This is a genomic window from Kineosporiaceae bacterium (genome assembly GCA_016713225.1).
Classification (GTDB): domain Bacteria; phylum Actinomycetota; class Actinomycetes; order Actinomycetales; family Kineosporiaceae; genus JADJPO01.
The window spans coordinates 399,273-425,642 of sequence record JADJPO010000003.1 but is presented as its reverse complement, the minus strand read 5'-3'; the positions used below and the strand labels follow the sequence as shown (position 1 = coordinate 425,642).

General features: G+C 70.3%; 21 protein-coding genes, 3 pseudogenes and 1 riboswitch. Of the genes and pseudogenes, 9 read left to right on the top strand and 15 right to left on the bottom strand.

Annotation, left to right across the window (positions count from 1 at the left end; all coding sequences use genetic code 11):
* Nucleotides 1–54: 54 nt before the first annotated feature.
* Complete coding sequence (locus IPK24_12965; protein ID MBK8076442.1) at nt 55–597, bottom strand: C40 family peptidase; 543 nt, start codon at nt 595–597, stop codon at nt 55–57.
* 500 nt (nt 598–1,097) lie between these two features.
* Here IPK24_12965 and IPK24_12960 point away from each other — a divergent pair, with 500 nt between their 5' ends.
* The 4 genes and pseudogenes from IPK24_12960 (at nt 1,098) to IPK24_12945 (ending at nt 5,279) form a co-directional block, all read left to right on the top strand.
* Nucleotides 1,098–1,715 carry a nitroreductase family protein gene (locus IPK24_12960; GenBank protein MBK8076441.1) on the top strand — a complete coding sequence of 206 codons (618 nt, stop codon included), beginning with the start codon at nt 1,098–1,100 and terminating at the stop codon, nt 1,713–1,715.
* 27 nt (nt 1,716–1,742) lie between these two features.
* Nucleotides 1,743–2,129 (top strand): annotated as a pseudogene (locus tag IPK24_12955) (DNA topoisomerase IV).
* A gap of 138 nt (nt 2,130–2,267) precedes the next feature.
* Nucleotides 2,268–2,828: pseudogene (locus tag IPK24_12950) on the top strand (DNA gyrase subunit A).
* 72 nt (nt 2,829–2,900) lie between these two features.
* Complete coding sequence (locus IPK24_12945; GenBank protein MBK8076440.1) at nt 2,901–5,279, top strand: DNA topoisomerase IV; 2,379 nt, start codon at nt 2,901–2,903, stop codon at nt 5,277–5,279.
* Nucleotides 5,280–5,440: 161 nt separating this feature from the next.
* Here the strand turns inward: IPK24_12945 and IPK24_12940 are convergent, their stop codons facing one another.
* Nucleotides 5,441–6,628 carry a xylose isomerase gene (locus tag IPK24_12940; GenBank protein MBK8076439.1) on the bottom strand — a complete coding sequence of 396 codons (1,188 nt, stop codon included), beginning with the start codon at nt 6,626–6,628 and terminating at the stop codon, nt 5,441–5,443.
* Nucleotides 6,629–6,713: 85 nt separating this feature from the next.
* On the opposite strand from IPK24_12940, the gene IPK24_12935 reads away from it, so the two are divergent.
* A complete protein-coding gene (locus tag IPK24_12935; GenBank protein MBK8076438.1) occupies nt 6,714–7,910 on the top strand; it encodes an ROK family transcriptional regulator in 1,197 nt (398 codons plus the stop codon).
* A 260-nt stretch (nt 7,911–8,170) separates the two neighbouring features.
* A complete protein-coding gene (locus IPK24_12930; GenBank protein MBK8076437.1) occupies nt 8,171–9,502 on the top strand; it encodes an RNA-directed DNA polymerase in 1,332 nt (443 codons plus the stop codon).
* A 103-nt stretch (nt 9,503–9,605) separates the two neighbouring features.
* Here IPK24_12930 and IPK24_12925 read toward each other — a convergent pair whose 3' ends face one another.
* From IPK24_12925 to IPK24_12910, 4 genes are read right to left on the bottom strand one after another with little or no spacing between them, the layout of a single operon-like run.
* Nucleotides 9,606–10,544: a cation transporter gene (locus tag IPK24_12925; GenBank protein ID MBK8076436.1), complete on the bottom strand. Its 939-nt coding sequence runs from the start codon at nt 10,542–10,544 to the stop codon at nt 9,606–9,608.
* Nucleotides 10,541–11,254, bottom strand: coding sequence for a cation transporter (locus tag IPK24_12920; GenBank protein ID MBK8076435.1), 714 nt, complete (start codon nt 11,252–11,254; stop codon nt 10,541–10,543). Before IPK24_12920 ends, IPK24_12925 begins: the two co-directional genes overlap by 4 nt.
* Nucleotides 11,251–11,601: a winged helix-turn-helix transcriptional regulator gene (locus tag IPK24_12915; protein MBK8076434.1), complete on the bottom strand. Its 351-nt coding sequence runs from the start codon at nt 11,599–11,601 to the stop codon at nt 11,251–11,253. The genes IPK24_12920 and IPK24_12915 overlap by 4 nt, the downstream gene beginning before the upstream one ends.
* 57 nt (nt 11,602–11,658) lie before the next feature.
* Complete coding sequence (locus IPK24_12910) at nt 11,659–13,809, bottom strand: type IIA DNA topoisomerase subunit B (GenBank protein MBK8076433.1); 2,151 nt, start codon at nt 13,807–13,809, stop codon at nt 11,659–11,661.
* Nucleotides 13,810–14,068: 259 nt separating this feature from the next.
* Here IPK24_12910 and IPK24_12905 point away from each other — a divergent pair, with 259 nt between their 5' ends.
* Together IPK24_12905 and IPK24_12900 are read left to right on the top strand one after the other, a co-directional pair.
* Nucleotides 14,069–14,299: a hypothetical protein gene (locus IPK24_12905; GenBank protein MBK8076432.1), complete on the top strand. Its 231-nt coding sequence runs from the start codon at nt 14,069–14,071 to the stop codon at nt 14,297–14,299.
* 53 nt (nt 14,300–14,352) lie between these two features.
* Complete coding sequence (locus tag IPK24_12900) at nt 14,353–14,829, top strand: DUF456 domain-containing protein (GenBank protein MBK8076431.1); 477 nt, start codon at nt 14,353–14,355, stop codon at nt 14,827–14,829.
* A gap of 141 nt (nt 14,830–14,970) precedes the next feature.
* On the opposite strand, the gene IPK24_12895 is transcribed toward IPK24_12900, so the two are convergent.
* The 4 genes and pseudogenes from IPK24_12895 to IPK24_12880 all read right to left on the bottom strand — a co-directional run bounded on the left by IPK24_12895 (nt 14,971) and on the right by IPK24_12880 (nt 18,515).
* Complete coding sequence (locus IPK24_12895; GenBank protein MBK8076430.1) at nt 14,971–15,609, bottom strand: LysE family translocator; 639 nt, start codon at nt 15,607–15,609, stop codon at nt 14,971–14,973.
* 366 nt (nt 15,610–15,975) lie between these two features.
* Nucleotides 15,976–17,235: pseudogene (locus IPK24_12890) on the bottom strand (RNA polymerase sigma factor).
* A 280-nt stretch (nt 17,236–17,515) separates the two neighbouring features.
* Nucleotides 17,516–18,175, bottom strand: a complete 660-nt coding sequence (locus tag IPK24_12885; GenBank protein ID MBK8076429.1) for a Fe-S cluster assembly protein HesB — start codon at nt 18,173–18,175, stop codon at nt 17,516–17,518.
* Nucleotides 18,111–18,515 (bottom strand): universal stress protein, encoded by a 405-nt coding sequence (locus IPK24_12880; protein ID MBK8076428.1) that lies wholly within the window; start codon nt 18,513–18,515, stop codon nt 18,111–18,113. Before IPK24_12880 ends, IPK24_12885 begins: the two co-directional genes overlap by 65 nt.
* Before the next feature lie 21 nt (nt 18,516–18,536).
* Between IPK24_12880 and IPK24_12875 the strand changes: the two genes are divergently transcribed.
* Nucleotides 18,537–19,031: an NUDIX hydrolase gene (locus tag IPK24_12875; GenBank protein MBK8076427.1), complete on the top strand. Its 495-nt coding sequence runs from the start codon at nt 18,537–18,539 to the stop codon at nt 19,029–19,031.
* A gap of 59 nt (nt 19,032–19,090) precedes the next feature.
* On the opposite strand, the gene IPK24_12870 is transcribed toward IPK24_12875, so the two are convergent.
* The 5 genes from IPK24_12870 to IPK24_12850 all read right to left on the bottom strand — a co-directional run bounded on the left by IPK24_12870 (nt 19,091) and on the right by IPK24_12850 (nt 26,267).
* Entirely contained in the window at nt 19,091–20,407 is a 1,317-nt protein-coding gene (locus IPK24_12870; GenBank protein ID MBK8076426.1) for a bifunctional o-acetylhomoserine/o-acetylserine sulfhydrylase, read from the bottom strand.
* A gap of 35 nt (nt 20,408–20,442) precedes the next feature.
* A riboswitch (SAM riboswitch) is annotated at nt 20,443–20,557 on the bottom strand.
* A gap of 46 nt (nt 20,558–20,603) precedes the next feature.
* Entirely contained in the window at nt 20,604–21,707 is a 1,104-nt protein-coding gene (locus IPK24_12865; GenBank protein MBK8076425.1) for a DUF4192 domain-containing protein, read from the bottom strand.
* A gap of 172 nt (nt 21,708–21,879) precedes the next feature.
* Nucleotides 21,880–22,266: a DUF1232 domain-containing protein gene (locus IPK24_12860; protein ID MBK8076424.1), complete on the bottom strand. Its 387-nt coding sequence runs from the start codon at nt 22,264–22,266 to the stop codon at nt 21,880–21,882.
* Between the two features lie 1,110 nt (nt 22,267–23,376).
* Nucleotides 23,377–24,516 (bottom strand): alcohol dehydrogenase catalytic domain-containing protein, encoded by a 1,140-nt coding sequence (locus IPK24_12855; GenBank protein MBK8076423.1) that lies wholly within the window; start codon nt 24,514–24,516, stop codon nt 23,377–23,379.
* 14 nt (nt 24,517–24,530) lie between these two features.
* On the bottom strand, nt 24,531–26,267 hold the full coding sequence (locus IPK24_12850; protein MBK8076422.1) for a DUF885 domain-containing protein: 1,737 nt from the start codon (nt 26,265–26,267) through the stop codon (nt 24,531–24,533).
* Nucleotides 26,268–26,370 lie beyond the last annotated feature (103 nt).

Here is a 26,370-nt window from a genome sequence, read left to right as displayed (position 1 = left end):
CCTCGCCGAACACCCCTCGGCCCGGCGGCAGCCGTCCGGCTGCGCGCGGGTGGATCAGATGACCCGACCCGCGCTCCAGCGGGTGGTCCAGATCTTGACCTTGCGCACCGTGGAACCGGAGCGGGGCGAGTGCCAGACCATGCCGTCACCGGCATACACGGCGACGTGGTACTTGTAGCTGCCACCGAAGAAGACCAGATCGCCGGGGCGGATCTGCAACTTGCTGATCTTGCGGGCCTTGCGCCATTGCTGCTGCGCCGTGCGCGGCAGGGCGATGCCATTGCGGGAGTAGACGTACTTGGTGTACCCGGAACAGTCGAACGCTCGCGGCCCGGCGGCGCCGTAGCGGTACGGGCGCCCCTTCAGCGAGGCAGCGGTGCGCAGCACCGACTGTGCCTTGGCCAGCGCGGCGGCCTGTGCCCGGAGTCGGGCAGTCGAGATCGGCGCCGCGCTCGGTGCGGTGCTGGTGAGCGCGGTGGTCGTGGCGACCACCGGAGCGGCGGAGGCGGGGGCCGACGGCAGCAGGAGCGCCGTGGAGGCCACGGCCGCCGTGGCCAGGGCGTACGAGGACAGGCGTTTACGAGGGATGTCGGACATGACGAGTTGATTTCCTTCCGGCGTCGCCTGCGAGGTGAGCTGTCGGGTTCGGGCTGGGAAGGCTGCCCGGCCGGTGGGTACCGGCTTCACCCCGAGGTGACCCTGTGCTGCGCCACGCACCTGATCGCTCAGGTGCACAGCTGTGGCACGCACCGAGGTGCGCACCGTGGGCCACCGAAGGTGGGTCCCCCGCTTCCGCCGTGAGCTGGGTAGGCGTCGTTGGTAGGCGGCGTCTCTGCCGAATCGAGGATGGCTCACCGGCGGAACTAGGCGTATGAGCACATCCGGCAACCGGTTCGGGGTTGCCGTGACAACGTTGCACTAGATTCACCGAATAACAAAGTCATAACGTCCGTTGTGTCAGGACATTACGGACATATCAGCCGTGAGGCTTGTCACCACGATGACAGCTTCCACTGTCGTTACCTTGCTGTTATATGGCCTCTGACCTGCGGGTATGTATCTGAACTGATCGCTTACTGTCCAGAGAGGGCAATGAGGTGGAATTCACAGACGTGATTCGTAGGCGCCGCATGATCCGCCGCTATGACGCCACGGAAGATCTTTCCCGAGATCAATTGACGCGTTTTCTGGAATTGGCGATCCGTGCCCCGAGCGCTGGTTTCAGCCAGGGCTGGGACTTCGTCGTCCTGACCAGACCCGTTGACCGGGAACGGTTCTGGACCGCCACCACCGATCCCCAGGTCCCGGCCGACCGGTGGCTCGACGGCATGCGCACCGCCCCCACGCTGGTGCTCTGCCTGTCCGACCCGCAGCGCTACCTGAGCCGCTACGCCGAGCCCGACAAGGGCTGGACCGACCGTGACCCGGCGCGGTGGCCGGTGCCGTACTGGGACGTCGACACCGGCATGGCGGCCCTGGTGCTGTTGCTGGCCGGCGTGGACGCCGGTCTGGGCGGCTGCTTCTTCGGCGTTCCTCCCGCACGGGCCGACGCCGTCCGGGAGGCCTTCGACATCCCGGCCGACCGCAACCTGGTCGGGGTGGTCAGTCTGGGTCGACCCGGGGCCGATCGCCCCTCCCCCTCGGTGCGCCGAGGCCGCCGCCCACTGTCCGACGTCGCGCACAACGGCCGTTTCGGCGCGGCCTGGCCCGGCTGAGGTCGCCCCTCGGCGAGAATGGGCGGCATGGCCCGCGCCACCAACCCACCACCGGACACCGCCGGCGAGCGGATCGTCGACATCGATGTCCAGACCGAGATGCAGGGTGCCTTCCTGGAGTACGCCTACTCGGTGATCTACTCCCGGGCACTGCCCGACGCCCGGGACGGCCTCAAGCCGGTGCAGCGCCGCATCCTGTACTCGATGGCCGAGATGGGCTTGCGACCCGACCGCGCGCACGTCAAGTGCGGTCGCATCGTCGGCGACGTCATGGGCAAGCTGCACCCTCACGGCGACAGTGCGATCTACGACGCACTGGTGCGCCTGGCGCAGGACTTCACGATGCGGCTGCCACTGATCGACGGCCACGGCAACTTCGGTTCGCTGGACGACGGCCCGGCCGCCTACCGCTACTGCGTCACCGGCGAGACCCGGATCCGGCTGGCCGACGGCAGCTCGCCGCGCATCGGTGACCTGGCCGCGCGCCACGGCCTCGAGGCGAACTCGGAGGCCGACGTCGACCTGCAGGTCCTCGACCGGCACGGACGGCCGGTGCGGGCCGACCGGATCTTCCATTCCGGCACCCACCCGGTGATCGCGGTCTCGACCGAGACCGGCCACGAGCTGCAGGGCAGCCACAACCACCCGGTACTCACCCTGCGCGAGGTCGACCGGGTACCGCGGCTGGTCTGGCGACGCCTGGACCAGTTGCAGCCCGGCGACGTGCTGTGCCTGGCGCGCCATGCCGCGCACCCGTCGTCCGGGCCGACCGAACGCACCGATCCCGTGGCCGTCGACGGCCAGGCCGCCTACGTGGCCGGCGGTGGCGCCGAGGGCCTGGTCGAGGGCATCCCGGATGCCGTCTGGTGCGCCACCCCGGCGACCAAACGAGCCTTCCTCAGCGCAGCGTTCCAGAGTGACGGCAGCGTCGTGCGTGGCCGGCGCCACACGGTCTCGGTGCGCTACCGCACCCCTCACCGGCGCCTGGCCCGTGACCTGGCCCAGGTGCTGCTGGAGTTCGGAGTGGTCGCCCAGCTGACGCAGGACGTGCACCGAGGCGCCTATCGGGTGTTGATCGCCGGACGGCACAACGTGGCGGAGTTCGCCGCGTCGGTCTCGTTCCTCGGCTCGAGCCAGGCCCGGTTGCACCGGGCACTCGACCAGATACCGCAGACCGCGCACCGGATGAGCGCCGACGCCGCACCGTTCCTGGCCGACTACCTGGTGCGCGCCCTGCCCACCCCCCGTCCGGACACGAGCTGGGTGCCGGCCGACACCCTGGACGGCTGGCCCGACCGGCGGGCGGGGGTGATGGCGACGCTCGATCGCACCTCGGTGCGCGAGGTGGTGGCCCAGATCCTGGATCCGGGCTATCGGTACGTGCACGTCGCCTCGGTCGAACCCCGGGCACCCGAACCGGTCTACTCGGTGCGAGTGGCGACCGAGGACCACTCGTTCCTGGCCGGGGGCTTCGTCAACCACAACACCGAGGCCCGGATGGCCTCGCCGGCCGCGCTCATGACCGATGGCCTCGACGAGAACGTGATCGACTTCGTCCCGAACTACGATGGCCAGCTGATGCAGCCCGACGTCTTGCCGTCGGCCTTCCCGAACCTGTTGGTCAACGGAGCGAGCGGAATCGCCGTCGGCATGGCCACGAACATGCCGCCGCACAATCTGATCGAGGTCATCGGCGCGGCGCGGCATCTGCTCACCCACCCCGAGGCGTCGCTGGACGACCTGATGCGGTTCGTGCCCGGACCCGACCTGCCCACCGGCGGCAAGATCGTCGGCCTCGACGGCATCCGCGATGCCTATGCCACCGGCCGCGGCACGTTCCGTACCCGGGCCACCACGCGGGTGGAGGCGATCACCCCTCGGCGGCAGGGCATCGTGGTCACCGAGCTGCCCTACCTGGTCGGCCCCGAGAAGGTGCTCGAGAAGATCAAGGATCTGGTGCAGGCCAAGCGGTTGCACGGCATCGCGAACGTGGTCGATCTGACCGACCGCGAGCAGGGCCTGCGCCTGGTGATCGAGCTCAAGGGTGGATTCAACGCGGACGCCGTCTTGGAGCACCTGTTCCGGATGACGCCGATGGAGGATTCCTTCGGTATCAACAACGTCGCCCTGGTCGAGGGCCAGCCCCGCACCCTGGGCCTGCGCGAGATGCTCGAGGTCTACATCGGGCACCGGCTCGAGGTGGTGCGCCGGCGTTGCGAACACCGCCTCGGCAAGGCCGCCGACCGGCTGCACCTGGTCGAGGGTCTGCTCATCGCGATCCTCGACATCGACGAGGTCATCGCGGTCATCCGCTCCAGCGACGACACGGCGCAGGCACGCACCCGGTTGATGGAGATCTTCGACCTGAGCCGGGTGCAGGCCGACTACATCCTCGAGATGCCGTTACGGCGGCTGACCAAGTTCTCCAAGCTCGAACTCGACAAGGAGAAGATCGAGCTCGAGACCACCATGGCCGAGCTCCGCGCGATCCTGGCCGACGAGGGGCGACGGCGCGAGGTGGTCTCCACCGAACTGGCCGACGTCGCCTCCGCCTACGGGACCCCGCGGCGCACGGTCCTGCTGGAATCCGCCGGGGCGGCCGTGACCGCTTCTCGCGCAACACCTCTGGAGATCGCCGACGACCCGTGCTGGGTGCTCATGTCCTCCACCGGCCTGCTGGCCCGGACGGCGTCCGACGAGGCCCTGTCGCCCGCCGACCCCGCCCGGCGGGCGGCCCACGACGCCGTGGTCAGCAAGGTGGCGGGGACCGCGCGCGGTGAGGTCGCAGCGCTCACCACCCATGGCCGCATGGTGCGTCTCGGGGTGGTCGACATGCCCTCGCTACCTCCGACGTCCAGCGCACCGTCCCTGTCCGGCGGCGTGCGGATCGAGGAGTTCCTGGCGCTCGAGAAGGGCGAGCGGGTGCTGGCCCTGACCTCGCTGCGCACCGACGGCCCGGGAATCGCGGTGGGCACCGCTCAGGGTGTGGTCAAGCGGGTGTTGGCCGACTACCCGGGCAACAAGGACTCGTGGGAGATCATCGCCCTGCGCGACGGTGACCAGGTGATCGGGGCCGTCGAACTGCCCTCGGAGAACAGCGATCTCGTCTTCGTCAGCAGCGACGCGCAGTTGCTGCGATTCGGCGCCGACAAGGTGCGCCCGCAGGGACGGGCAGCCGGTGGCATGGCCGGCATCGCGCTGTCGCGCGGCGCGCGGGCGATCTTCTTCGGTGCCGTCGACCTGACCCTGGACGACGGCGAGTGGGCCAGCGTGGTGGTCACCGTGGCCGGATCCGGCTATGGCCTGCCGGGGACGCAGACCGGCAGCGCGAAGGTGACCCCGTTCGCGGAGTACCCGGCCAAGGGGCGAGCCACCGGCGGCGTGCGCTGCCAACGATTCCTCAAGGGCGAGGACACCTTGCTGCTCGCCTGGGCCGGCACCGCTCCCCCGCTGGCGGCAGGCGCCAACGGTGTCGCCGTCCCCCTGCCCCCACCGGACTCCCGCCGCGACGGCTCCGGCACCCCGCTGCGCCAACCCGTCGCCGCCGTCACCTCCCCCGCCTGACCAGCCCCCCGAGCCCCCCGAGCCCCCCGAGCACAACCCGCTCATGCTCCGCAGGTGCCGGCTCATGCTCCGCAGGTGCCGGACAAATCCGACATCGTGTCGACATCGCCGGTCACCCGCGGAGCATGAGCGGGTTGGGTTCGGGGTGTGGCCGGGCCGGTTCAGCCGACCAGGTGCTCCATGGCGAGCTGGTTGAGGCGCACGAAACCGCAGTTGCGCCGTCCGGCCTCGTCGGGGTCGAAGGCGTTGTCCTCGTCCGTGCCGGCCACGAGGTCGGCGATGCTCTCGCCCGGGTTCAGTGTCGGGACGGCGAGCTCGGCCAGCCCGGCGGTCGCGACCGCCTCGACCACCCGCGGATCCGCACGGAACGCGGCAGCCTTGTCGGCGAGCAGCAGGTACATGTCCATGCAGGCCCGGGCCGAGTCCCACACGCCGTCCAGGTACTCGGTGCGCGAGGGCTTGTAGTCGAAGTGCTTCGGCCCGGTGTAACGCGGCGCATCGGGTGAGCCGGTGAAGCCGTTCTCCAGCAGGTCGACGGTGAAGAACGCCGAGGCCAGGTCACCGTGGCCGAAGACCAGGTCCTGGTCGTACTTCATGCCCCGCTGCCCGTTGAGGTCGATGTGGAACAGCTTGCCGCTGAACATCGCCTGAGCCAGCCCGTGCACGTAGTTCAGACCCGCCATCTGCTCGTGGCCGACCTCGGGGTTCAGGCCCACGATGTCGCCGTGCTCCAGCTCGGCGATGAGCCCCAGGGCGTGCCCGATGGTGGGCAGGAAGATGTCGCCCCGAGGCTCGTTGGGCTTGGGCTCGAGGCCGATCCGCAGGCTGTAGCCCTGCGACTTGATGTACCCGGCGACGGTGTCCAGGCCCTCCTTGTAGCGCTCGAGCGCGGCGTAGAGGTTCTTGGACCCGTCGTACTCGCTGCCCTCGCGCCCACCCCACATCACGAAGGTGTCGGCACCCATCTCGGCGGCCAGGTCGACGGCGCGGAGGATCTTGCGCAATCCGAACCGGCGCACGCCCCGGTCGTTGGCGGTCAGCCCGCCGTCCTTGAACACCGGGTGGCTGAAGGTGTTGGTGGTGACCATCTCGATCACGATGCCCGCGGCATCGGTGGCCTCCTTGAAGCGCCGGCAGGTCTTCTCCCGGGTGGCGTCGTCGACGCCGAAGCCGTACACGTCGTTGTCGTGGAAGCTCACCCCCCACGCGCCCAGCTCGGCCAGCTTGTCGGTGTACTCCCAGGGGTCGAGTGCCGGCCGGGTGGCCACGCCGAACGGGTCGACACCGACCCAACCGACGGTCCACAGGCCGAAGGAGAACTTGTCCTCGGGGCGGGGTTGACGGGGCATGTCCGGACCTCCTCTAATTTGTTGTATGGTAAAACTTAACCCGTCGACGGCCTCTGGTCAACGGTCCGAGAGCCCTCGATCAGGGATGGCGGGCAGCGCCGGTCAGGCCAGTCTGCGCGAGGCCAACCTGCGCCTGGTGACCGCCCTGGTCTATGCGTCCGACGAGCCACCCTCTCGCGCGGAGCTGGCATCGGCGAGCGGACTCACCCGCTCGACGGTCTCCCGGCTGGTGGACGAACTGGTGGCCGGCGGGCTGCTGCGCGAACTCGACCCGGCGCCGGCGAATGGACGGGGACGTCCCGCCGTCCCGCTGGCCCCCGCCCGCGCGAGCCTGGTGGCCACCGGCGCGGAGGTCGCGGCAGCCCATGTGTCGGTGCGCTGCATCGACCTGTCCGGACAGGTCCTGGCCGAGCGACGCCACGAGGCCCACTTGGTCGGCTCCGACCCCGGGATGGTGCTGGCCGAGCTCGGCCGCACCCTGGCGTCCGTGCACGACCAACTGCCGGACGGCGTGCGCCACCTCGGGACCGCACTCGCCCTGCCGGGTCTGGTCGAACGCGGTACCGGGCGCCTGCTGCAGGCGCCCAATCTCGGCTGGCGGGACGTCGTCCCGGCGCCTCTGGTGACCGGCGCCGAGGTGGTTCACGTCGGCAACGAGGCCGACCTCGCCGCGCTGGCCCTGACACAACGCCGGCCGGGGCGGCCGTCGGAGCTGATCGACGTGGTGTACGTCTCCGGCGAGGTCGGGATCGGCGCGGCCGTGGTGCGCTCGGGGCAGGTGATGGCCGGACGCCACGGCTGGGCCGGCGAGGTCGGCCACATCAGCGTCGACCCCACCGGCCCCACCTGCCGATGCGGCTCGAGAGGGTGTTTGGAGCAGTACGCCGGACGCGCCGCGATCCTGCGGGCAGCCGGCCTACCCGAGGACACCCCGCCGCCCGACCTGCTCCGGCTCGCCGACGACGGACACCTCGGCGTCCGGCGTGCCCTGACCCGGGCAGGCTGGGCGCTCGGCGTGGTCCTGGCCGGAGTGGTCAACCTGCTCGATCTGCCGACCGTCGTCCTCGGCGGCGATCTGGACCTGCTGTCGCGGCACCTGAAGCCGGCAGCCGAACCAGAGCTGACCAGCCGGGTGCTGTCGGCTCGATGGGTCGCGCCGCAGCTGCTCGGCGCTGGCGAAAGCGATTCCGCCGCAGGGGGTTCCGTGGGATCTCCTACAGCCACGGGTGCGGCATACCACCTACTCGGCGAGGTCCTCGATCACCCCGCACAGCACGTGTGACCAGCCACCGGCAGCGACGCTGGCGACCATGATCTAGGCTCCCCTGTCGTGCGGTGGTGGCTCGGACGAGATGGCCGACGCGGCAACGCGTCCGGCGTCTTCGGGGCTACCCCGAGGTGGGCACGACAACCAGGGCATCACGGCGCAGGTGCCGGACAGCGCTGCGCGCTGTTCCGCACCCGCAGGACGAGTTCGGTCGGACGAGGCCACCACCGCACACGCCTCACCGCCAGGAATGGCCGACGCCTCGGCCGGACGACATGAGGCTCTCCGACAGCACCCTCGCCCGCGCTCTGGCGATGGCCTTTCTCGACGGCGACTGGGAGTTCGACCCGCTGCTGGACCGCGCCGCCCAGGTTCTCGGCGGACGACGACGGTGGGTCCGCCGGCTCGTCAAGGACCTGCTCGCCGCCTTCCCCCGCACCCCCCGCGACGCTCCGTCCGCTCTCGCCGGCTGGATCGGTGCCCATCCCTCCCTGATCGAGGCCGCGGCACGAGCGCGGGACGCCGCCCGCCCGCTCCGGGTGGCGGCAATCCACCCCGGGCACACCGAGATGGGCCGGCGTCGCTGGCCGGTTGCCACGCTCGACGATCTCGCCGACCTGGCCGAGCTGCTCGACCTCGACCAGGCACACCTCGCCTGGTTCGCCGACCAGCAGCACCGCGCGCGACGAGCTCCGGACGGGCCGCTGCACCACTATCGGCGGCGGTGGATCAGCCGATCGGGGCGAACTCCGCGACTGCTCGAGGTGCCATTGCCCCGGCTGCGCGCCCTGCAGCGCACGCTGACCCACGAGGTGCTCGCCCATATTCCGACCCACCCTGCTGCCCACGGTTTCGTCCGCGGCCGCGGTGCCGTCACCGGCGCCCAGCAGCATGTGGGGCGCGACGCCGTCCTCAGCCTGGATCTGTCGGCGTTCTTCGCCTCGGTGAGCGCGGCCCGGGTGCGGGCCATCTGGCGTGCCGCGGGCTACCCCGAGCCGGTAGCCGACGCCCTCACCGGCGTGGTGACGACGCTCGCCCCCGTCCGGATGCTCACCGCCATGCCGCCGGGCGGGCCACCCGAGGCCCGGGCTCTGCTTCGCGCCTGGCTGCGTGCCTCGCACCTACCCCAGGGTGCGCCCACCTCACCGGCCCTGGCCAACCTGGCGGCCCATCGGCTGGACGCCCGGCTGGCCGGCTACGCCGCAGCCGCCGGGTGGTGCTACACGCGCTACGCCGACGACCTGACCATCTCCGGTGGCCCGGAGATGGTCCGCCGCACCGACGCCGTGGTGGCGGCGCTGAGCCGGATCGTCACCGAGGAGGGGTTTCGGGTGAACCCCACCAAGACCCGGCTGCGCACCGCCAGCCAACGCCAGCTGGTGACCGGGATCGTGGTGAACCGCCGTCCCGGCCCCGGTCGATCCGAATATGATCAGCTGAAAGCGTTGCTGCACAACGCTTCCCGCACCGGCGGCCAGGCGCAGAACCGCGACGGTCACCCCGCGTTCGCCGCTCACGTCCGCGGCCGGATCGCCTGGGTCGCCCAACTCCACCCCGAACGCGGCGCCCGACTGCTCGCCACGTGGCACGAGGTGGACTGGAGCTGAGGCGAGCACTCTCGAACAACCCCTGGTGATCACGATGAGGATCTTTCTCGTCGTGAGTACTCGACACGTGGGTGACGGTCGGCGGTGGGCGCGGTCGTGCGGGTCAGGCGTGGGTGTGGAACTCGTGGGAGGCGTGGCTGGCCGGTTCGAGCTGGAAGGTGCAGTGCTCGACGTCGAAGTGCCCGGCAAGGCATTCGGCGAACGTGTCCAGCAGGCGGCCGATCCCGCCGTCGGCCAGGGCCTCGTCGGTGACGATGACGTGGACAGACAGGACCGGTAGACCCGAGGTGATGGTCCAGGCGTGTAGGTCGTGCGCGCCGAGCACGCCGGGGACGTCGAGCAGGTGTCGGCGCACCTGGTCGAGTTCGACGCCCCGCGGGGTTGCCTCCAGCAGCACGTCGACCGCTTCACGAAGCAGCGTCCAGGTGCGTGGAAGGATCATCAGGGAGACGACGACGGAGGCGACCACGTCCGCCCGGACCCACCCGGTCACCGCAATCACGGCGGCGGCCGCGATGACCGCGATCGAGCCGAGGGTGTCGCCGAGGACCTCCAGGTAGGCACCGCGGACGTTCAGGCTGTCCTGGGAGCCGGCATGCAGCACGAGCAGGCCGACGATATTGGCCAACAGACCGACGACGGCGAAGACGAGCATGGCCCTGCCCTCGACCTGCGGCTCCTGAACCCACCTGGTCCAGGCCTCGATCAGGATGTAGATCGCCACACCGAACAGCAGGACGGCGTTGACCACCGCCGCGAGAATCTCCAGCCGGTAGTAGCCGAACGTGCGTTCCGCGGTGGCCGGACGCGACGCGAAGGTGATCGCCAGTACGGCGAGGAGGATTCCGGCGACATCGGTGGACATGTGGCCCGCATCGGCCAGCAACGCCAGCGATCCGGTGATCCAGGCGCCGACCAGCTCGGCGACCAGCACCGTCGTGGTGATGGCCAGCACGATCAGCAGTCGGCCCCGGTTCTGGCCACCGGCGCTGACGGCATGCCCGTGTCCCTGCCCGTGTCCGGAGCGGGGGGCGCCACTCATGAAGGGTTCTCCGTGGTGAGGTCATGGATCGCTACCGAGGCCACCGGAATCGTCACCGGAATGGTGGTGGCGTCCGCGTCGGCGTCCAACCCGGGGGTGCAGGTGCAGGCGTCACCTCTCCAGGCCTCCCTGCCCTCCTGCACAGCCAGGCCAGCGACGACGAGGCCGACCAGCGGGTCTGCCCACCACCACCCGAGCGTGGCGTTCAGCAGCAGCCCGACCAGCAGGACACCGGACAGGTAGGTGCACAGCAGGGTCTGCTTGGAGTCGGCCACCACGGTGGCCGAACCGAGCCGGCGGCCGGTGCGTCGCTGTGCCCAGGACAGAAACGGCATCACCAGCAGTGACAAGGCGGCGATCACGATCCCGACGGTGGACCGCTCAGCCTGGACGCCGGTGAGCAGGGTGCGCGCGGACTCGAAGCTCACATAGCCGGCCAGGGCGAAGAACGACAGCGCCAGCATCCGCAACGCCTGGCGTTCGCGGGACTGCGGCAGCGGATGCCCGAACTGCCACAGGATGATCAACCCGGAGGACATCTCCACGATGGAGTCCAGCCCGAAGCCGACCAGCGCGATCGACGAGGCCGCCGCCCCGGCGGCGAGGGAGACCGCCGCTTCGACCGAGTTGTAGGCCACCGACGCGCCGGCCAGCAGCCGTGCCCGTCGCCCCAGGGCGACACGCCGCTCAGGTGTCACCGAGTCGTTCATGGAGTCGCCTGCGTCCCGTAGCGAGGGCACAGGGCGACAGCGGCACCCGTCGCAGCCAGCAGCTGCTCGGCGGCCTGCAGCACCGCTCGCACCTCATCCGGCACCGCGAGGGAGTACACCGACGCCCGACCCTGCGGGCGGACCTGGATCACGCCGCAGTCCAGCAGGCATCGCAGATGCGCCGACACCGTGGACTGCGCCAGCGCCAGATGCTCGGTCAGCTCCACCACGCGGTGTTCCCCGAGCATCAGATGCGCCACGATCGCCAGCCGGGACGGATCCGCCAACGACCGGAACAAGCTGGTGGCCGCAGCCAGCGACTCAACATCGGCCACCATCGGTTTCATCGCCATATGACGATGATAGACCGCGTCGTCCAGGTCGGCTGCAGCACCCGGTACGGGTCAGGCGTCGATGCGGTCGCGATCCAGCGCGGCGGCCCCGGCCACGATGAAGTCCTTGCGCGGCGCCACGTCGTTGCCCATCAACAGCTCGAACACCTTGGTCGCCGCCTCGAGGTCGCTCATCCGCACCCGGCGCAAGGTGCGGTGACGCGGGTCCATGGTGGTCTCGGCGAGCTGGTCGGCGTCCATCTCGCCCAGACCCTTGTAGCGCTGCGGCGGGGTCTTGTAGGTGCGGCTCTTCTTGTCCAGCGCCGCCAGGGTGCGGTGCAGTTCGGCGTCGGAGTAGGTGTAGACGTACTCGTTCTTCTTCGCCCCGGGGTTGACGATCTCGACCCGGTGCAACGGCGGGACGGCGGCGAACACCCGCCCGGCCTCGACCAACGGGCGCATGTACCGGAAGAACAACGTCAGCAGCAGAGTGCGGATGTGCGCGCCGTCCACATCGGCGTCCGACATCAGGATGATCTTGCCGTAGCGCACGGCCTCGAGGTCGAAGGTACGCCCCGACCCGGCGCCGATCACCTGGATGATCGCCGCGCACTCGGCGTTCTTGAGCATGTCGGCGACGGAGGCCTTCTGCACGTTGAGGATCTTGCCTCGAATGGGGAGCAGCGCCTGGAACTCGCTGATCCGCGCCCGCCGCGCCGTCCCGAGCGCGGAGTCACCCTCGACGATGAACAACTCGCTGCGCTCGACGTCGTCGCTGCGACAGTCGACCAACTTGGACGGCAGCGACGAACTCTCGAGCGCGTTCTTTCGCCGACTGATCTCCTTGTGCTGGCGGGCGGCCACCCGGGTGCGCATCGCCCCGACGACCTTCTCGAGCAGCAGGGCCGCCTGAGCCTTCTCGACGCGTTTGGCCGAGGTCAGCAGCGCGGTCAGCTCACGCTCGACCACGTCGGCCACGATCTTGCGGACCGCAGAGGTCCCCAGCACCTCCTTGGTCTGCCCTTCGAACTGCGGCTCGGCCAGGCGCACGGTGACCACCGCGGTCAGACCTTCCAGGACGTCGTCCTTCTCGAGCTTGTCGTCCTTGCCGAACTTGAGCCGCCGCGCATTGTCGTCCACGACCTTCTTGAAGGTCTTGACCAGCGAGGCCTCGAAGCCGGCGATGTGGGTGCCGCCCTTGGGCGTGGCGATGATGTTGACGAACGAACGCACCTCGGTGTCGTAGCCGGTGCCCCAGCGCAATGCCACGTCGACCTGACACTCTCGCTCGAGCTCGGTCGGGGTCATGTGCCCCCGGTCGTCGAGCACCGGCACGGTCTCGCGGAACGTCCCCGTGCCGCGCAACCGCCAGACGTCGCTGACCTTCTCGTCCGTGGCCAGGAACTCGGCGAACTCGGCGATCCCTCCGTCGTGCAGGAAGGTCTCGGTGTGGCGGCCGTGCTCGCCCGGGGTGCCGGGCAGCGCCCGCGCGTCGCAGAGCTCGATCGCCAGCCCGGGAACCAGATAGCTGGTCTGGCGCGCCCGGGTGACCAGCTCGTCATAGGTGAACGCGGCGTCCTTGAGGAAGATCTGCCGGTCGGCCCAGTACCGCACCCGGGTACCGGTGACCCCCCGCTTGACCGTACCGACGATGCGCAGGTCGCTGCGATCGGTGAACGGCGTGAACGGCGAGTCCGGGGACGGCGGGCCACCGGCGTCGTCGAACACGCCCGGCTCGCCGCGCCGGAAGCTCATCGCGTGGGTCTTGCCTGCGCGGTACACCTCGACGTCCAGGCGGGCCGACAAGGCGTTCACCACGCTGGCGCCCACGCCGTGCAGACCGCCCGATGCGGCGTAGGAGCCGCCGCCGAACTTCCCACCCGCGTGCAGCTTGGTGTAGACCACCTCGACCCCGGACAATCCGGTCTTCGGCTCGATGTCGACCGGGATACCTCGGCCGTCATCGGCCACCTCGACCGACCCGTCGGCATGAAGCACGACGTCGATGCGCTTGCAGTGCTCGCCCAGAGCCTCGTCGACCGAGTTGTCGATGATCTCCCACAGGCAGTGCATCAGACCCCGGGAATCGGTGGACCCGATGTACATGCCGGGGCGCTTGCGCACGGCCTCGAGGCCCTCGAGTACCGACAGGTGGCGGGCGGTGTAGTCGGACGAGCCTGCGGCCGCTCGGCGCGCGGTGCCCCCGGCGCGGTTGGTGCCTATCGGCTGAACGGCCACTGCCTGCCCACCTCGTGTCAGTCTGATCTGGTCTGATCCGGTCTGGTCCGCGGATCTCGGGCCATTTTCTCGTACGTCTGATCGAGGCTACCTGGCCGCATCGAGCGGCTTCGCGGTGAGCGAACGCGACTCGCCGCGGTTTTCGGGAAGTGCTCGGCCTGGTTGACTGTTGCCGAGAACGCAGCGACCGACAGGAACATCGCACCAGGCACGTATCCGCCGACCCGGCCGAAGGAGGCCCGCAGTGAACGCCACCCTTGCCCCAACTGCGCTCAGCGCGGCCGATCGCTGCGACCGATGCGGCGCCCGCGCCTACATCCGGGTGGTCCTGCCCGGTGGAGCCGACCTGCTCTTCTGCGCTCACCACGGCCGCACCCACGAGGGCGCACTGCGCGAGCGCGCCGTCCATTTTCACGACGAGACCGGCCGCTTGGTCGAGTCCACGCCCGGTACCGCGCCGGACGACGAGCGCTGAGGTCGTCGGCGTCCGACAGGTGAGCAGACGCAGCACCACCTAGGCTCCAGGCCATGGGGATCACCATCCTGGCCGGCGTCCTGATCGTGGCCGGGCTGATCGGCATCGTCGTCCCGGTGCTGCCGGGCCTGCTGCTGAGCTGGGCCGGCGTCCTGATCTGGGCACTCTCGCTGCGCACCGGCGGCGCCTGGACCGCGCTCGCCATCGCCACGGCGATCATGGTGATCGGCTCGGTGATCAAGTATCTGGTGCCCGGACGGACGCTGCGCGAGGCCGGCGTGCCCTGGTCGAGTCTCGGTCTGGGCACCCTTCTCGGCATCGTCGGGTTCGTCGTGATCCCGGTGCTGGGCCTGTTCGTGGGCTTCGTCGCCGGGGTCTACCTGGGTGAGCGGATCCGCCTGGACGACAACTCCGCCGCCTGGCCCTCGACCGTGGCTGCCCTCAAGGCGGTCGGCCTGAGCATGCTCATCGAGCTGCTCGCCGGCCTGCTCATCGCCGTCACCTGGGCCGCAGCCCTGATCGTCACCTGACCCCGGACACCCCACCCCAACCCCATCCCAACCTGCTCATGCTCCGCAGGGAACGGGTCATGCTCCGCAGCTGACGCTTTTCAGGCCGAATCCGGCGGGACGACGCGTCACCTGCGGAGCATGAGCAGGTTGGGCTGGGGGTCACAGGGCGAAGGCAACCCCACCACCGAGCACCAGCAGGACGACGCCCGTGAGCCCGTGCAGCCAGGTGTCCACTGCCGGTCGGGTGACCAGCGCCCGGCCGCGTTCGACCGCACCCACGAACACCACGTACCAGGCGGACGTCGTCAGCGCCCAGACCGCGCCGAGCATGACGCCACTGGCGAACACGTACCCGCGCGGCGCGATGAACTGCGGAATGAGCGAGATCGCGAACACTCCCGCCTTGGGGTTGCCCAGATTGGTGGCCAGCCCGGCGAGGTAGGCCCCGGGCCGATCCGTCGTCGACTGCGTCGACTCATCGCGGGCCGTGGAGGAGCCCTCGCTACGCCGACTGCGCCACATGGCCCGAAGGCTGTTCACCCCGAGGACCGCGAGTACCAGCCCGCCCCCCACGCGCAACACCGCGTAGGCGCTCGGGTTGGCCAACAGCAGTGCCGAGAGGCCACCGGCCGCCGTGGTCGACCAGATCAGCAGGCCGGTGCAGGTGCCCGCGATGCTGATCCAGGCTAGCCGCGGTCCGCCGGCCAACGCCTGGCGCAGCATGAGGGCCTGCCCGGCCCCCGGCACCATGGCCAGCAGCCAACAGGTGGCGACGAACGCGGGTAGCCGGATCGGCACGGTGGCCCTCCTGAATGAGTCGGTATCTCAGCCTGACTCCACCCAGGAACCAAACAAAGTCAACTCTCTTCCGTCTACCTTCGAGATGATGTGATCCGCGCCGGCCACGCCGCGCGGTAACAGCTCGACCGCGAAGCTCAGAGTTCGGGTTTCACTCCCCAGGTCCGCTTCGAGACCGAGTCCTACGACGTGGCCCAGGCCTTCGTGGGACCTCGATCACCATCACCCCTGAATTGCGCCCCCGAACCCAAACCTGCTCATGCTCCGCAGAGAACGACTCATGCTCCGCAGATGACGCTTTTCAGACCGTTTCCGGCCGGACGACGCGTCACCTGCGGAGCATGAGCAGGTTTGGGGTGGGTTTGCTCAGTCGAGGTAGTCGCGCAGGACCTGGGAGCGGCTGGGGTGGCGCAGCTTGGACATGGTCTTGGACTCGATCTGGCGGATCCGCTCTCGCGTGACGCCGTAGACCTTGCCGATCTCGTCCAGCGTCTTGGGCTGGCCGTCGGTCAGGCCGAAGCGCATCGAGACGACGCCGGCCTCGCGCTCGGACAGGGTGTCCAGCACCGAGTGCAATTGCTCCTGCAGCAGGGTGAACGAGACGGCGTCCGCCGGGACGACGGCCTCGGAATCCTCGATCAGGTCACCGAACTCGCTGTCGCCGTCCTCGCCGAGCGGGGTGTGCAACGAGATCGGCTCACGGCCGTACTTCTGAACCTCGACCACCTTCTCGGGGGTCATGTCCAGTTCCTTGGCCAGCTCCTCCGGGGTGGGCTCGCGGCCCAGGTCCTGGAGCATCTGACGCTGCACCCGGGCCAGCTTGTTGATGACCTCGACCATGTGCACCGGGATCCGGATGGTGCGGGCCTGGTCGGCCATCGCGCGGGTGATCGCCTGCCGGATCCACCACGTGGCGTAGGTCGAGAACTTGTAGCCCTTGGTGTAGTCGAACTTCTCCACCGCGCGGATCAGACCCAGGTTGCCCTCCTGGATCAGGTCCAGGAACAACATGCCGCGTCCCGTGTAGCGCTTGGCCAACGAGACCACGAGCCGCAGGTTCGCCTCGAGCAGGTGGTTCTTGGCGCGGCGCCCGTCCTCGGCGATCCAGTACAGCTCACGGCGCATCTTCTGTTCGAGCTTGGCGCCGGAGTTCAGCTTCTCCTCGGCGAACAGGCCGGCCTCGATGCGCTTGGCCAGTTCGACCTCCTGCTCGGCATTGAGCAGCGCCACCTTGCCGATCTGCTTGAGATAGTCCTTGACCGGGTCGGCCGTGGCGCCCGCCGTGGCCACCTGCTGCGCCGGGGCATCGTCATCGTCGTCGGACAGGACGAACGCGTCCTCCTCCTCGACGGCGGCGGGGGCCTCGGCCTCGACGGCGGCGACGACCTCGGGGGTCTCCTCCGCCTCGACGATGTCGGTCAGATCGGGCTCGGCCACCTCGAGCTCGGTCTCGTCGATGGCCTCCAACTCGACGTCCCCGTCGGCGGCCACCGGCACCTCGTCCGTCCCCGCGGCGGCGGCCTTGGCGCCACGCCCCTTGGCAGGAGCCTTGGCGGCGGACTTCTTGGCCGGCTTGGCGACACCCTCGGCGGCATCGTCAGAGGTCGCTGCGCGGCTGGACCGCTTGGCCGGAACCGTCGCCTTCACCGTCGCCTTGGCCGTCGCACCGGCAGCAGCGAGCACACCACCACCCGAGGAAGCCGCCTCGAGGGGACCCTCGTGCTCAGAGGGGACGGGAGCGGACACGGAAGCCGGAACCGACGACACGGACGACCTTTCGTCGCGAAGGATGGAACACCGGGGACAACGTCCAGGCACGCGAAGACATGCCCCAACGGGTCAACTCGTCATTCTGGCATGTGAGGTGCACCCACAGCACATCGAAAGCTCGCTCCCCCAGGGCGAGTCATCCACGCGTGGCCTTGGCCGCCTCTTTGACAGCCCGTTTGTGCTCACGCACCTTGTGCAGCGAGGCCGCATCGGTCACGTCGGCCACCGACCGATAGCCGTCCAGGGCGTAGTCTCCTGCGGCCCGCTGCCACCCCTCGGGACGCACCCCGAGCTGCTTGGCCAGCAGTGCCAGGAAGATCGCGGCCTTCTGTTGGCCGAAACCGGGCAACGCCTTCAGCCGCGCCACGAGCTCGGCGCCACTGGCTGCCTCCCGCCACAGCGCCGCGGTGTCACCGTCGTAGTGCTCGACGATGTGCCGGGCCAGCGCCACCACCCGCCCGGCCATGCTGCCGGGATACCGGTGGACGGCGGGAGGCCCGGTCATCAGCGCCACGAAGGTCTGCTCGTCCTGGGCCGCCACCTCGACCGGGTCGAGCCGATCGACGCCCAACCGCTCGGCGATCAATGCCGGCCCGGCGAAGGCGCGCTCCATCGGAAACTGCTGATCCAGCAGCATGCCGACCAGGAGGGCGAACGGGTCGCGCGACAGCAGGTCGTCAGCCGCCGGCTCTTGAGCCAGCACCAGCCGAGGGGTCGTCACGTCGCCGCGCTCAGTCGGACTCGGCCTTGACGGCCAGGACGGGGCACGGCGCCTCGAGCAGGATCCGTTGCGCATTGGACCCGAGGATCAACTTGCCCACGGGAGTCCGGCGACGCAGACCGATGACGATGAAATCGGCGTCCACCTCGACGGCCACCGCGATCAGGTCCTCGGCAGGGTCCATGCCACGCACCAACTGGCGGACCTCGTACGTGACCCCGTCCGCATCGAGCTGGGTCCGGATGTACTCGACATCGCGCTCATACCGGACCGCTTCGTCGGCATCGAGATCCCGCCCACCCCGATTCGAGTTGATCACGACGAGGTCGGTGTTGCGCAGACGGCATTCCCGGGCAGCGTGACGCAGCGCGGCGCGGCCCTCGGGAGTAGCCACATATCCCACGACGACAGGCATGCTTCAACCTACCGTGAGGGCATGGCAGCGCACGACGGCAACGGCTGGGTCGCCTGTCGATGCGGTGCAGAGCACTGGGGCCGTTTCGGCGCGGCGGGACTTTTGCTGCTCAGCGACCCGGACCCTGTCCTCCACGGCACCCCGTCATCTCGGCGGGCGCTGATGCAGCTGAGGGCCGGTTGGGTCCACCAAGGCGGCTTGTGGGCACTACCCGGCGGCGCCCGCGACAGTCACGAGGACGTGGTCACGGCTGCCCTGCGCGAGGCGGCCGAGGAGGTCGGCGCCGAGGCAGAGCACCTCACCGTGCTGGCCCAGCTCGACGGTGTCGACCACGGCGACTGGAGCTACACCTACGTGGTGGCCCGCACCACCCGTCCAGGGCACGTCACGGTGCGCACCACGGAGAGCGAAGAGCTGCGGTGGGTCAGCCTGGACGAGGTGCCGGCGCTGCCGCTGCACCCCGCCCTGGACGCCGCGTGGCCGGAGCTGTCGCGGGCTCTCGCCCACCTGACCTGACAGCCCCGACCACCGGCCTCACCGAGCTCGGCTCGGCCGACTCAGCCGATCGTGACGAGTCAGCCGGCCTTGGCCGCGCGGAAGCCGGTCTCGAGGTCGGCCAGGATGTCGGCGATGTTCTCGATGCCCACGGACAACCGCACCAGACCGGGGGTCACCCCGCTGGCGATCTGCTCCTCGGCGCTCAGCTGGCTGTGCGTGGTGGACGCCGGGTGGATCACCAGGCTGCGCACGTCGCCGATGTTCGCGACGTGGCTGTGCAATTCGAGGGCGTTCACGAACCGCTTGCCCGCCTCGACACCACCCTTGATCTCGAAGGCCAGGACGGCGCCGGTGCCCTTCGGGGCGTACTTCTTGCCCCGCTCGTACCAGGGGCTCGAGGTCAGACCGGCGTAGGCCACGGACTCCACTTCGTCACGCTGCTCGAGCCACTCGGCCACCGCCGCGGCATTCTGCACGTGCCGCTCGATGCGCAGGCTGAGCGTCTCGAGCCCCTGGGCCAACAGGAAGGCGTTGAACGGCGAGGCCGCTGGGCCGAGGTCGCGCAGCAACTGCACCCGAGCCTTCAGGATGAACGCGAGGTTCGCCCCGAGCCCGCTGCCCACGCCGAGGTCGCGGGCATACACCAGCCCGTGGTAGCTGGGGTCGGGCTGGTTGTAGTTGGGGAACCGATCGGGTGATGCGGCGAAGTCGAAGCTGCCGCCGTCGATGATGGCCCCGCCCAGGGCCGTGCCGTGTCCGCCGAGATACTTGGTGGTCGAGTGCACGACGATGTCGGCGCCCCACTCGAGCGGCCGGATCAGGTACGGCGTGGCCACGGTGTTGTCCACCACCAGCGGCACCCCGACCTCGTGGGCCACTGCGGCCACGCCCTCGATGTCGAGGATGTCCTGCTTGGGGTTGGCGATGGTCTCGCCGAAGAACGCCTTGGTGTTCGGACGCACCGCCGCGCGCCAGGAGTCCAGGTCGTCCGGGTCGTCGACGAAGGTGACCTCGATACCGATCTTCGGGAAGGTGTAGTGGAACAGGTTGTAGGTGCCGCCGTACAGGCTCGGGCTGGCCACGATGTGGTCGCCTGCCTCGGCCAGGTTGAGCAGGGCGAGGGTCTCGGCGGCTTGACCGCTGGCCACGAAGAGCGCACCCACACCACCCTCGAGGCTGGCCAACCTCTTCTCGACCACGTCGGTGGTGGGGTTCATCAATCGCGTGTAGATGTTGCCGAACTCCTTGAGTCCGAACAGGTTCGCTGCGTGATCGGTGTCCCGGAAGACGTAGGACGTGGTCTGGTAGATCGGCAGTGCCCGCGCCCCTGTGGTCGGGTCGGGCTCCTGACCGGCGTGGATCTGACGCGTTTCGAAGGACCAACCGTTACTCATGCGACTACTCCTCGAGCCGTGGGGCCCGTCACCGGGACCCGCGCTTGCCTCCGCCACCTCGGCGGCCGGCCATGTCATCACCCGGGGCACCCCACCGCGGAGGAGGGTTGCCGGCCAGCGAGCCGGGGCTTGACGCTGGCACTCTTGACCCGGCGGCAACAGTAAGCGCGGATGTCGGGATACGGGAAACCCCGTCTCACGATATGAGCGCTCGCTGACGGGCCACCCACGGCGGTGCGATGCAGGCACTCACCAAACCGAGCACCAGGTGGGACATCCGGTGCTGCGGCTGGTCCTGCAGCGCGCGCTCGGCCAGCAGCCGTGCCTGAACCGGTTCGCCCTGCCACCACGCCGCCCAGGCCAGGACACCCAGCGCCTCGGCACGTCGCCCGACCGGCGCCCGCCGAGCCACCGCAGCCAACACACGCCGGCTGCGGCGGAGCAGCTCGTCATCGGGAAGGTGGCGCTCTGCCTCGGCCATGGCCCGCTCGGCCTCCCCCGCCGCCATCAGGCGCGCCGAGCTGAGACCGTCGGCCCCGGTCGGCGCCGACATGGCGACCAGGACGGCGTCCCGGAAGCGCACGTCGTCCAGCCCCTGGACGAGATCGACCAGGTCTTCGCTGTCGATCTCGGCCGGAACCAGGTCGCCCTGTGCCGCCACCAGGTCGCCCCAGCGCCGCATCAGGTCGAAGCGGACCGCAGCGGTGCTCGGGACGTCGACGAACAACTCCGGCGGCAGCGGATCGACGGGAGCGACGTCGGCCACCAGGTCGTCGGCCTCCTCGACCAGGGCTTGACCGCGAGACACCAGGTCAGCGGCCATCGGGCCGGCGAACACCGACGCCAGCGGGAAGCCCTCGGGTGGGCAGCACCCCTCGTCCCGACAGAGGATGGACCGATAGCTCTGGTCATCGACCGTGATCACGTCCATCACCCCCAGCCGGCCGGCGCGTGCGGCCTTGCGCCACGCCTTGACCAGCGAGTCGGTCGGACGCTGCGTGATCAACAGGGCGACCGCAGCGGGGTGATCCTGGTCGGCCATCAGCCGCGCGAGGTGCTCGAAGGCCTGCCGGCGTTCCCGTACCGGAGGCAGGTCGAGCCGCGCGACCATACCCACCTGCATTCGCCCGGACCTGCCGGATCTGCCGGAGCCGCCCGGCCCGCCGTTGCGGCCCGCCTCACCGGAGGATCGGGCGGGGAGCATGCCGATCACCACCAGACTCTCGCGCGGACGGAATCCGATGCGGTAGTAGGCGTAAGCGATCAGGTCGGCCGGGTCGGCGGCGACGATGGTGTCCATACGGCCACCCTGCGCCCGGCGTTGCCGGTGGCGCTCGACGTCCCTGCCGGGCTGTGGACAGTGGGACGAAGTCCCTCGGCTGTGCACGCAACGACGTCGTCGTTGCGAGACCGGTTCACCTCCCGGTCGCGACCGAGTCCTCCACGACCTGGTCCACGACCTACTCCACGACCTACTCCACGACCTCGCCCACGACCACGCGCACCCCGGGTTCGGCGCCCGGCCCCGTGGTGGCCTTCTCCCACGCGAGGAAGGTCTCGGTCTCACTCAGCACGACCCCGGCCAACCAGGCGGCGACCAGCGCGTCGTCCCCGAGACCGAAGACCCACAGGAAGGCCTCGGGCATCAGATCGATCGGCGAGATCAGGTAGACCAGCCCGAGCCCGGCGGCCAGCAGCCGCGAACGATCCAGGTGCGGATACCTGCCGTTCAGCCCCAGCGACAGCATGCGCGGCACGGCCCGCAACCGCGGTCCGACGCCCATGCCCGGGCCGCTCGCGCTGCGCAACGCCCGGAACAGCGCGGCCCACGCCGCTCGCCGGCGAATCGTGACAGCCATGGAGGACCTCCTGCTCATCGTCAGCGACTCAACGAGCCCGGACCCTGCCGGTGTTCCGGCGCAGCGTGCGTTCCCGGTCCTGCCCAGTGTGCATCACGTCACATTCGCCGTGGGTATCAGCGCCGGGGGTACCGGGTTCCTGTCCGCGGGCGTGCTGGGGGGGAGGCCCGTCCCACACGGTCCGGTGGAGGCCTGCCACGGGGAGGCCTCCACCGGGACCTCTGGGCGGATCACCTGCCAAGATGGACACGTGCCCACCCGCCGTGTGCTGCCGCGTCCGGTGGCCGGAACCCGATCCGTGGCCACGGGAGTGGCCTCCCTCGTTCCCGATACCGACGGTCGCCGAGGCTGGACCCTCTTCGTGAACGGGATGGAGTCCAGCCACGTCGACCTGGACGATCCGACCCGGCTCGACTTCGAGTACATCCGCTGGCTGGTCGCCGGCATCGAATCCCTGCCCGTCGTGGCCCGGCCCGCAGAGGAGACCGATACCTGGCGCATCCTGCACCTGGGCGGTGGTGGCTGCACCCTGCCCCGCTACCTGGCCGCAGCCCACGACCGGGCACGTCAGGTCGTCGTCGAGCTCGACCCCGGCGTGCTCGAGCTGTCCCAGCAGGCCTTCGGGTTGCGCTCGCGGGCCCGCCTGCGGCTGCGCATCGGCGAGGCCCGAGCCGCGGTCACGGCCGAGGCGGACGCCGGCTGCGACGTGGTGGTGCGTGATGCCTTCATCGGCTCGAACGTGCCGCCTCACCTGCTGACCCGCCAGTTCGTGGCGGAGGTGGCCCGCATCCTGCGACCGGGCGGGCTCTACGTGGCCAATCTCGCGGACGGTGAGTTGTTGGCCACCGCACGCCGGGAAGTGGCCACGGCGCAGCAGAGCTTCGCGCACGTCGCCCTGGTCGCCGAGCCGGGCCAGCTCCGCGGACGGCGTTACGGCAACGTCGTGATCGCCGCCTCGCACTCCCCGCTGCCGGTCGTGGGATGGGCTCGTCGACTGGCCTCCGACCCGGTGCGTGCCCGGCTGGTGGACGGCGAGGCGGCTCGGGCCTTCGGGTCGGGCCGTCACCCGTTCGACGACGCCGATCTGGAGCCCGGATGGTTCGACCCGGCTCATGGCGCCCCGGCCGGCTCCACCACCGTCAGCCCGGATGCCGCCGCCGCGTCCCCGGTCGTTCTCGCGACCGAACCCATCGCGGCCAGTGCTGCACCCGCCCGCTCCAGCGAGACCCTGCGGGTGACCAGGTCGGCCGGACGCAACGCGCCCGAGGCCACCAGCGACAACAGCCGGGGATAGGACCGCGGCGACATGCCGTGGCTGCCCAACAGCTCCAGCTCCCCCGCGATCACCAGGTGCATCGGCACCGGCGGCCAGCCCAGCACCGGGGGCGTCAGCCCGATCTGCACGTGACGACCCCGCGGCCGCAGGCTCGCCACGGACGCCACCAGGGACGGGGCCACCAGGCCGCCCGAGCCGGCCGAACCACCGGTACCGCCGCCGGTTCTGCCACCGGTACTGCCGACGGCGTCCACCGAGACCTCGGCGCCGCCCCCGGTCAGCTCACGTACCCGTCGTCCGGTCTCGAGCGGATCGTCGTCCGGCAGGATCTGCAGGGTGTGCGCGGCACCCAACCGGGCCGCGAGGTCGAGCGCCTCGCGCCGGACGTCGACCGCCACCACGTGCGCCCCCGTCGCGGCACCGATCATGACCGCCGACAGCCCGGCACCACCGCAGCCGTACACCGCCAGCCACTGCCCGGCGCCCAGCCGGCCCACCTCGATCACGGCACGAAAGGCCGTGGCGAACCGGCAGCCGAGTGCCGCCGCCGAGGCGGCGTCGACCTGGTCGGCCAGACGCACCAGGTTGACCTCGGCCGCGTCGACCAGCACCAGATCGGCGAACGAACCCCACCGGGTGAAACCGGGCTGAGTCTGCTGCGGACAGACCTGGTGGTCCCCGGCCAGACAATGCACGCACCGGCCACACCCGTTGACGAACGGCGAGGTCACCCGCTCCCCCACCCGCCAGCCCCGGACGGCGCGACCGACCGCGGCGATGCGGCCGGCGAACTCGTGCCCGGGTACGTGCGGCAACCGGATGTCGGGATCATGGCCGAGCCACCCGTGCCAGTCGCTGCGACAGACACCGGTCGCCTCGACGGCCACGACCACCGCGTGATCCGGGCAGTCCGGGTCGGCCACCTCGCGCACCTCGAGCGGGCCACCGAAGGACTCGAAGATCACGGCGCGCATCGTGTCGGCTCCCGCTACAGCGCCGCGAGTTCGTCGGTCAGGTCGTCCAAGCCGAGCGAACCCTGCGACAGCGCCGCCATGTGCCATGCCTTGGCGTCGAACGTCTCGCCGCGAGCCGCGCGCGCGGCGCGGGCGGCGTCCCGGCCGGCCAGCCAGGCCCGCTCTCCGAGCTTGTAGCCGATGGCCTGCCCCGGCATGCCGAGATAACGGATGATCTCGCTGTCGACGAAGTCGCCCGGCCTGCCGCTGTTCGCGGCGAAGAACTCGCGCGCCAGCTGCGGCGTCCAGCGCTCACCCGGGTGGAATGCCGTGGCGACTCCCTGATCGGCGGGGATCGGCAACTGAAGGTGCATCCCGATGTCGATGATCACCCGGACGGCGCGCATCTGCTGGGCGTCCAGGAACCCCAGCCGCTCGCCCGGCTCGGTGAGGAAGCCCAACTCGTCCATCAGCCGCTCGGCGTACAAGGCCCAGCCCTCGACGTTCGCGCCGACCGACCCGATGGTCGACTGATACCGGGTCAGCTGCGGGGCGACGAACACCCATTGGCCCAGCTGCAGGTGATGACCGGGTACCCCCTCGTGGTACCAGGTGCTCACCAGATCCCAGGTGGGGAATCGGGTGCGCCCCAGGGTGGGCAGCCAGGTCCGTCCCGGGCGACTGAAATCCATCGACGGCGCCGTGTAGTAGGGCGCGGCGGCCGAACCCACCGGCGCGATCATCGCCTCGACCCGGCGCAGCGGAGCGGCCAGGTCGACGTGCACGCCGTCCAGCGCAGAGATCGCGCCGTCCATGAGCGCCTGCAGGTGATCCCGGACGGCGTCGACCCCCTCGATCGCCGGGCCGTGATCGTCCAGGTGCTGCATCGCCTGCCGCGGGGTGGAGCCGGGCAGCACCCGCTCGGCCCCGGAGCGCAGCTGCGCATCGAGCCGGGCGAACTCGGCCCAGCCCCAGGCGTAGGCCTCCGCGAGGTCGAGGTCGGCACCGGTCCACTGGCGCGCGTGCACGGCATAGCGCTCCGGCCCCACCGTGTCGCTGCCGGACGCCGCGGCGCGCGGTGCGTACTCGCGCGCCAACCAGTCGTGCAGCTCGGCGACGGCCCGATCAGCCGTGCGGGCCGCCGCGACCAGGGGGGCCTCGAGGCCGGGGTGCTCCCGGGCACCGCGCCCGGCGAAGGCCGTGAACCAGCCGCCGTCCCGGCCCCAGGTGCCGAGCTGATCGACCAAGGCGTCGACCAGCCCCGGGCCGGCCACCAGGTGCCGGTCCAGACCCTCGGCCAGGCTCTGGCGATACCCGTGCAGGGCATCCCCGACCCGACCCAATCGGGCACCGACGACCTGCCAGTCCTCGGCGGTGGCCACGGGCATCTGCAGGAAGACCGCGCGTACCTCGTGCACCGGGCTGGACAGGGTGCCGACGTCGCGCAGGGGCTCCCCGGTCTCGTGCACCGCCAGCGCCGCGGTCAACCGCTCCCGCAGCAGCCGGGCGCACCGCCGTTCGCTCTCTGGCCAGCCCTCGGCGCCGTTCGGCGCGGCCGCCATCAGTCCGTCGAGGGCGGCCAGCGTCGCGCCGGCCAGATCGGCCCGAGCCTCGAGACCGGTCGGCGACAGGTCGGTCAATGCGTCGTGACGCCCGGCGCCACCGAGGTAGCTGGCCAGCACCGGATCGAGCTCGACCAACCTGTCCAAGTAGTCGTCGGCGAGCCCCCGAGGGCTCGTAGCGGTCGTCACCGGCGGCCCGTCTGCGCTCATGTCGGCATCATGCCCCACCCGGCCGCGCGGGCCCGGGCACCCGACCGGGTAGCGCTCGAGGCGAAACACCGGACGTACCACCCCAATGTCACTAGGGTGTGTC

Excerpts from the sequence above, each read along its gene's own strand:
- IPK24_12920 (MBK8076435.1), bottom strand. The coding sequence starts at position 11,254 with ATGAACGACTCGGTGACACCTGAGCGGCGTGTCGCCCTGGGGCGACGG.
- IPK24_12945 (MBK8076440.1), top strand. The coding sequence starts at position 2,901 with ATGAGCGCCGACGCCGCACCGTTCCTGGCCGACTACCTGGTGCGCGCC.
- IPK24_12925 (MBK8076436.1), bottom strand. The coding sequence starts at position 10,544 with ATGAGTGGCGCCCCCCGCTCCGGACACGGGCAGGGACACGGGCATGCC.
- IPK24_12850 (MBK8076422.1), bottom strand. The coding sequence starts at position 26,267 with ATGAGCGCAGACGGGCCGCCGGTGACGACCGCTACGAGCCCTCGGGGG.
- IPK24_12870 (MBK8076426.1), bottom strand. The coding sequence starts at position 20,407 with ATGAGTAACGGTTGGTCCTTCGAAACGCGTCAGATCCACGCCGGTCAG.
- IPK24_12865 (MBK8076425.1), bottom strand. The coding sequence starts at position 21,707 with ATGGACACCATCGTCGCCGCCGACCCGGCCGACCTGATCGCTTACGCC.
- IPK24_12900 (MBK8076431.1), top strand. The coding sequence starts at position 14,353 with ATGGGGATCACCATCCTGGCCGGCGTCCTGATCGTGGCCGGGCTGATC.
- IPK24_12935 (MBK8076438.1), top strand. The coding sequence starts at position 6,714 with ATGGCGGGCAGCGCCGGTCAGGCCAGTCTGCGCGAGGCCAACCTGCGC.
- IPK24_12855 (MBK8076423.1), bottom strand. The coding sequence starts at position 24,516 with ATGCGCGCCGTGATCTTCGAGTCCTTCGGTGGCCCGCTCGAGGTGCGC.
- IPK24_12915 (MBK8076434.1), bottom strand. The coding sequence starts at position 11,601 with ATGAAACCGATGGTGGCCGATGTTGAGTCGCTGGCTGCGGCCACCAGC.
- IPK24_12940 (MBK8076439.1), bottom strand. The coding sequence starts at position 6,628 with ATGCCCCGTCAACCCCGCCCCGAGGACAAGTTCTCCTTCGGCCTGTGG.
- IPK24_12875 (MBK8076427.1), top strand. The coding sequence starts at position 18,537 with ATGGCAGCGCACGACGGCAACGGCTGGGTCGCCTGTCGATGCGGTGCA.
- IPK24_12930 (MBK8076437.1), top strand. The coding sequence starts at position 8,171 with ATGAGGCTCTCCGACAGCACCCTCGCCCGCGCTCTGGCGATGGCCTTT.
- IPK24_12885 (MBK8076429.1), bottom strand. The coding sequence starts at position 18,175 with ATGCGCAACGGATCCTGCTCGAGGCGCCGTGCCCCGTCCTGGCCGTCA.
- IPK24_12880 (MBK8076428.1), bottom strand. The coding sequence starts at position 18,515 with ATGCCTGTCGTCGTGGGATATGTGGCTACTCCCGAGGGCCGCGCCGCG.
- IPK24_12965 (MBK8076442.1), bottom strand. The coding sequence starts at position 597 with ATGTCCGACATCCCTCGTAAACGCCTGTCCTCGTACGCCCTGGCCACG.
- IPK24_12860 (MBK8076424.1), bottom strand. The coding sequence starts at position 22,266 with ATGGCTGTCACGATTCGCCGGCGAGCGGCGTGGGCCGCGCTGTTCCGG.